The following is a 5,772-nucleotide window of genomic DNA, read 5'->3' on the forward strand; positions in this document are numbered from 1 at the left end:
ATCTTATCCAGTGTCAGGGTGTGTGCGACGGAGAGCTGGATGGCACCTCCGCCTGCTCCGCCCCTGCCGCCGGACGAGCCCGCACCTCCGTTTCCACCCGGGCAGCCACCCAGGAGCGGTTCGGGCCCGGTGGCGCGGTTGATGCCCGCGGCGCCACGGTTCTGTGCATTGTAGGCGTTGCCCCCGTCCGTGCCGGTGGTGCCATTGCCGCCACCGCCGCCGCCACCGCCCGTGCTTCCGGCAGCGGTCCCCGCGCCGCCTTGGGAGGTACCGCACGCGGCGTTGGGGTTGTCGATGGTGCCCGTGGCGAGAATCGACTGGGCCACGGTCGCCGATCCGTAGACCGCGAAGATGACGGGGTTGGGACCGGTGACAGTGAGGGTGCCGTTCAACGCCAGGGCCGTCACCGGGATGAGCACGGCCTGTGGGTTTCCAGCGCCCTGATCAAGCAGCACGTACTTGATCGTGTCCCGGGTCGGGACCTGGCCCGGCGGAGACCAGCTCCGGCTGGTGGTATCGAACGTCACGTTCCCAGAGGTCCGCAGCTCCCCGATGTCCGCCGCCGCGATCGAATTCGGGTCGAAGTTGGAGGGCCGGTAGGGGAAGGGGCTGCATTCGGCCGTAGCTGAGCACACGCCGGGGACACCACCGGACGTGGTGCACGTGCCGTTGAGGTCGACCTCGTACTCGCAATCGGTGTTCACCGTGCACTGCTGCCTGGCGCGGTAGCACGGCGCCGGCGCGCAGGTCGTGGGCGTGCCCACGCAGTTCCCGCTCCCATCACAGCGGTCCGGCGTGGTGCACGCGAGCGGGTCCTGACAGGCGGTCGTGTTCGGGAGCGGAGTGAAGACACATTGGCCGTTGGCCGGGTTGCACGTCCCCGAACTGGACAGGCACTGCTCCAAGGTGGTGCACGTCCGCGCGGTGCCGCCGCACTTCCCGTCGGCCCCGCACGTGTCTCCATCCGTGCACGCGTTCCCGTCGTTGCAGCTCTTGCCGACCGTGGACTCCGTGGCTTCACAGAGCCCGGAGGCGGGATTGCATGTCAGACGCGCGTCGCAGACGCCCGTGGGCTGCGTGCACGTCGTCGTCTGCGTGGGCGCGCACTTCGCCTCCAGGCCCGAGCCTTCGCAGCGGTCCCCTGTCGTGCAGGCATTGCCGTCGTCGCACGGATTGCCCGAGCAGTTCGCCTCCTGGCAGCCCGTCCGCTGGTTGCAGTTGAGGTCCACGGTGGAGCCACAGGTCTCCACGGCGCCCGGGTACCTGGCCGGATTCGAGTCATCACAGTCCGCGGGCTCGCCCCACATGGCGCCCGCCAGATGACCGTCACCATCCCCGTCCGTCGCCTTCAACGTCACCTCGAAGTTCGTGAACTTCCTGGCGACGATGGTGAGGGGCCCATTGCTCGAGTGCTGCTCCACGAAGGGGCCGTCACAACCGGTGGCGGTCGCGGAAGCGTACGAAGACGCCGTCACGTTCAGCGCCATGTCCCAGTCCGCCTTGCGGCGCACCGCGACCAGGACCTCGTTCTTCTCCGCGTTCTTGAACTGGCTGGAGAGGATGTCGGTGGCTTCCTGGTGCCCCTTCGCGTCCTTCGCCTCCACGCGCACGCACGCGGGCTTGAAGGTGCCGTACTTCACGGACACACGGATGGCGCCTTCGTCGGGAGCCTTCTCCCCACAGGCGGCCAGGAACACCACGCATCCCAACAGGCAGAGCCGATACATGGCGCCGCACTGTAGCGAACACTGCCCGGGGCAGGGGAGCGGGGCCATCCAGACCCCGACTCCCTGTCACACGGTGTTTCAGCCGCGCAGGGACACCACGGTGACGCCGTCGCCGCCCTCGTGGCTCTCGCCGGGGCGGAACATGCGGATGTAGGGCGACGCGGCCAGGTGGTCCCGGATGGCCTGCTTGAGCGCTCCGGTGCCGTGGCCGTGGATGATGAGCGCGGCCTCCTCACCCTTGCGCAGGCCCTGGTCCAGGAACGTCTCCAGCTCCGCCAGCGCGTCGTCCGCGCGCATGCCGCGCACGTCGCAGCGGAAGTGCGTGGCATCCACCTGCGACGGCGCCGCGGAGGCCGCGCGCTTCAGAGCCGCTTCGCCCTTCCGCTGCTCCGGGAACTTCGCCTGCTGCGGCTTCTTGCCCCGCGACCCGGACAGCTCCGTCGTGGGCACCCGCATCTTCAGCGCGCCGCCCGCGGACACCACCGCCTGGCCCTCCGTCAGCTCCAGGATCTCCACGTCCCGGCCCAGGCCGGAGTGGTGCACCCACGCGCCCACCTTGAGGTTCGCGGGCCCCGGGGCCTCCACCTGGAACAGCTCCGCCTTGGCCGCCGCCGCGCGCTTCAGCGCCTCGTCCGCGCGCTGCTGCAGCTGCATGCGCGCCTCGGAGAGCGCCTTCTCGTTCTGCTCCGAGCGCAGCTTCACCAAGAGGTCGCGGACCTCCTGGGCGGCGTGCTCGCTGGCCGCGTGCACGTCCTCGTTGAACTGCATCATCCGGCCCTTGCGCTCGCGCTCGAAGGCGACCTTCTGCTTCTCCAGGTCCGCGCGGAGGGCCTCCGCCTCCTTCGCCGCGATGCGCGCCTTCTCCAGCTCCTCGTAGAGCTTGCGCCGCTCGTCCTCCGCGGCCGCCAGCGCCTTGGTGAGCGGGCCGCCCGCGTTGAGCGACAGCTCCCGCGCGCGCTCGCACACGGAGGTGGGCAGGCCCACCCGCGCCGCCACGTCGATGGCGGACGACTGGCCGGACGCGCCCATCTGCAACCGGAACGTGGGCGCCATCCGCTTGGAGTCGAAGCCCACGCGCGCGTTGAGGAAGCGCGGATCCATGTGCGCCAGCGCCTTGAGCTCCTCCAGGTGCGTCGTCACCAGGACGTACACGCCCTTGCCCAACAGCTCCTCCAGCACCGCGATGGCGATGGCCGCGCCCTCGCGCGGATCCGTGTCCGACGCGATTTCGTCGATGAGCACCAGCGAGTCCGTCCCCACCGCCGCCAGGATGTCCCGCAGCAGGGTGACGTGGCCGCTGAACGACGACAGGCCCTGCGACAGGTCCTGCGTGTCACCCACGGTGGAGTGCACGGAGCGGTACAGCGGCATCCGCGACCCTTCGCCCACCGGGATGGGCAGGCCCGCGCGCAGCATCAGCGCGCACAGCCCCACGCCCGTCAGCGTCACCGTCTTGCCGCCCGCGTTGGGGCCGGACACCACCAGCGCCCGGGCGCTTTCGGTGAGCGTCACGTCGTTGGACACCACCTCCGTGCCCTTGAGCACCAGGCGCGGGTGGCGCAGCGCGCGCAGCTGCAGCTCCTTCACACCCACGAAGGTGGGCGTCGTGGCGTCCAGGTCCGCGGACAGGATGGCGATGGCCTCCACCTCGTCCAGCTCCGCCACCGCCTCCAGGCCCTCCAGCATGCGCACGGACTCGCGGCCCACGAGCCTGCTCAGCTCCTGGAGGACCTTGAGCTCCTCCTCCGCGACCTCCGACTGCGCGATGGCCAGGTCGTTGCCCAGGCCCACCATCGCCTGGGGCTCCATGAAGAGCGTCTGCCCCGTCTGGCTGGCGTTGTGGACGATGCCGTCCACCTCCGCGCGGTAGTTCGACACCACCGGCACCACGTACCGCCCGTTGCGCAGCGTGTAGTAGTTCTCGCGCAGCTTGGCGGTGAACGTCAGGTCGTGGAGCATCTCATCCAGGCGCGACTTGATCCGCCGGTGCAGGCCGCGGGCGCGGTCCCGCGCTTCCTTCAGCTCCGGGCTGGCGCGGTCGGAGATGGTTCCGTCCGGTTCGAAACACTGATCCAGCCGGCGCGCCATGGCCTCCAGGAAGGGCAGGCGCTTGGAGATCTCCACCAGGCGGGGGACGCGCTCCTTGCGCTCGTCCAGGGCCTCGCGGGTGCGGGCGAAGGCGAAGAGCAACTGGGCCGCGTCGATGAGCTGGCGGGGCTCCAGCACGCCGCCCTTCTCCGCGTGGCCCACCGCGGTGCGCAGGTCCGTCACGCCGCCCAGGGGCAGGGAGAACTGCTGCTGGGAGAGGAAGCGGGCCTCGTCGACGAGCGCCAGCGCTTCGGCCACTTCCGTCTCTGTGTCCAGGAATGGACGGGCCAGCACCCGCTCCCTTCCTGGCTCGGTGCGGCAGCGCTGCGTCAGCGCGCGGAGCACTTCCGAGAAACCAAGGTCTTCCAGCGTCCTGTGGGAAATCTGCACGGTCATGGGTTTCATGCGAGGCCGGGTGTCCGTCAAGAGGAAGTATTGAGGTGGCCCACCGGGACCTGCTATCTGCCAACCATGATGTGGGTTCTCGTGGCGGCGCTGCTTGCGGGCGCGTCCGACGCACCGGCCTCTCCGGTCCTGACGGCGCAAGCAACCCCGGCCCCCAGTCCGCTGGCGGATGCACTGGCGCTGGAGACCGCGGGTAACGACGCGGGAGCCCTCGTCGCCCTGGAGCGGCTGATCTCCAACCAGCCCCGCTGGGAGTTGCCCAGGCTGGAGGCCGCGCGGCTGCTCCTCAAGGGAGGCAGCGCCCCTGAGCTGGAGCGCGCGACCAGCCACCTGGACGCCGCCCAGCGCGAGGCCCCGGACAACCCCCGCGTGTACTTCCTCCAGGGGCAGCTGTTGGAGGAGAAGGGCGCCACCTTCGACGCCATCCGCGTCTATGAGAAGGCCGTGTCCCTGCGCCCGTCCTATGACGACGCGCGCTTCCGGCTCGCGGGCCTCTGGGCGCAGGCGGGGGACTGGCTCAAGGCGGAGCTGCACTACCGCCCCCTGTCCAAGTCCCGGCCCGCGTGGGTGCAGGTGCGCATGCAGCTGGCGGCGGTGCTGGAGAAGCAGGGGCGCGCGCTGGACGCGGAGCGGGAGTTCCTGGCCGCGCGCGACGCCCAGCCGGACAACCCGGGGGTGCTGAGGACCCTGGCGGCCTTCTACGAGCGGACGGACAGGCCCCAGCTCGCAGCGAAGGTGAGGGCGCAGCTGACGGCGCCGGCGAAGCGCAACATGCGGGCCCTCAAACCTTCGAAGCGCTGACAGCGAGCGGCGGAGCGCGGTCCGTGGCGATTGCTTCGCGCGACGCGCTGCATACACTGCCCCCGCTTTGAAGACCGCCAACCTCGCCATCGTCTTCACCGACATCAAGGGCTTCACCGAACGCACCAGTCGGCAGACGCTGGAGGAGAACCAGCGGCTGCTCCAGGTGCATGAGGCGTTGCTCGCGCCGCTGTTCAAGGCGTTCGGTGGACGCATCATCAAATCGATTGGCGACGCGTTCCTCGTCACCTTCGAGTCCCCCACCCAGGCGGTGCTGAGCGGCATCGCCATCCAGGACCGGCTCTGGCACCACAACCGGCAGCTCCTGGAGGAGGAGCAGATCCACGTCCGCGTCGCGGTGAACGTGGGTGAGGTGCGGGTGGAGAACAACGACATCTTCGGCGAGCCGGTGAACATCGCGGCCCGCGTGGAGGGCATCACCGACGCGGGCGAGGTCTTCTTCACGGAGGCCGTCTACCTCTCCATGAACAAGGCGGAGGTGCCGTCGCAGGAGGTGGGCTCGTTCGAGCTGAAGGGCATCCCCGGGAAGATCCGCGTCTTCCGCGTGCCGCGCGCGCCCTACCGGGTGCTGGCGCCCACGCCGGACGCGGTGCTGCCCACGCCGGAGGAGGCGTCCTCGCTGCCGCCCTACGGCAACCTGGCCCTGGCGCGCGTGGAGTCGAACCTGGACATGGGCCAGCGCGCGGCGGCGGTGGGGCAGGGCGCGGTGGCCCATGTCCAGGTTCGACTC

The 5,772-nt window shown here is 70.1% G+C and carries 4 protein-coding genes; 2 read left to right on the forward strand and 2 right to left on the reverse strand.

Annotated features, from left to right (window positions below):
• Together D7Y21_RS39785 and D7Y21_RS39790 are read right to left on the reverse strand one after the other, a co-directional pair.
• Positions 1-1,727: putative metal-binding motif-containing protein (locus D7Y21_RS39785; protein WP_121718493.1), on the reverse strand; the 1,727-nt coding region annotated here is incomplete at its 3' end.
• Positions 1,728-1,805: 78 nt separating this feature from the next.
• Positions 1,806-4,211, reverse strand: a complete 2,406-nt coding sequence (locus tag D7Y21_RS39790) for an endonuclease MutS2 (RefSeq protein WP_121718492.1) — start codon at positions 4,209-4,211, stop codon at positions 1,806-1,808.
• 75 nt (positions 4,212-4,286) lie between these two features.
• Between D7Y21_RS39790 and D7Y21_RS39795 the strand changes: the two genes are divergently transcribed.
• On the forward strand, positions 4,287-5,021 hold the full coding sequence (locus D7Y21_RS39795; protein WP_120562908.1) for a lipopolysaccharide assembly protein LapB: 735 nt from the start codon (positions 4,287-4,289) through the stop codon (positions 5,019-5,021).
• Positions 5,022-5,088: 67 nt separating this feature from the next.
• A partial coding sequence (locus tag D7Y21_RS39800; protein ID WP_233612479.1) for an adenylate/guanylate cyclase domain-containing protein occupies positions 5,089-5,772 on the forward strand: 684 nt, incomplete at its 3' end.

The sequence above is a fragment of the Corallococcus sp. AB045 genome (assembly GCF_003668895.1).
Lineage (GTDB): Bacteria > Myxococcota > Myxococcia > Myxococcales > Myxococcaceae > Corallococcus > Corallococcus coralloides.

What these genes read in the sequence shown, in the direction of transcription:
- D7Y21_RS39790 (WP_121718492.1), bottom strand. Translation starts at nt 4,211, where the DNA reads ATGACCGTGCAGATTTCCCACAGGACGCTGGAAGACCTTGGTTTCTCG.
- D7Y21_RS39795 (WP_120562908.1), top strand. Translation starts at nt 4,287, where the DNA reads ATGATGTGGGTTCTCGTGGCGGCGCTGCTTGCGGGCGCGTCCGACGCA.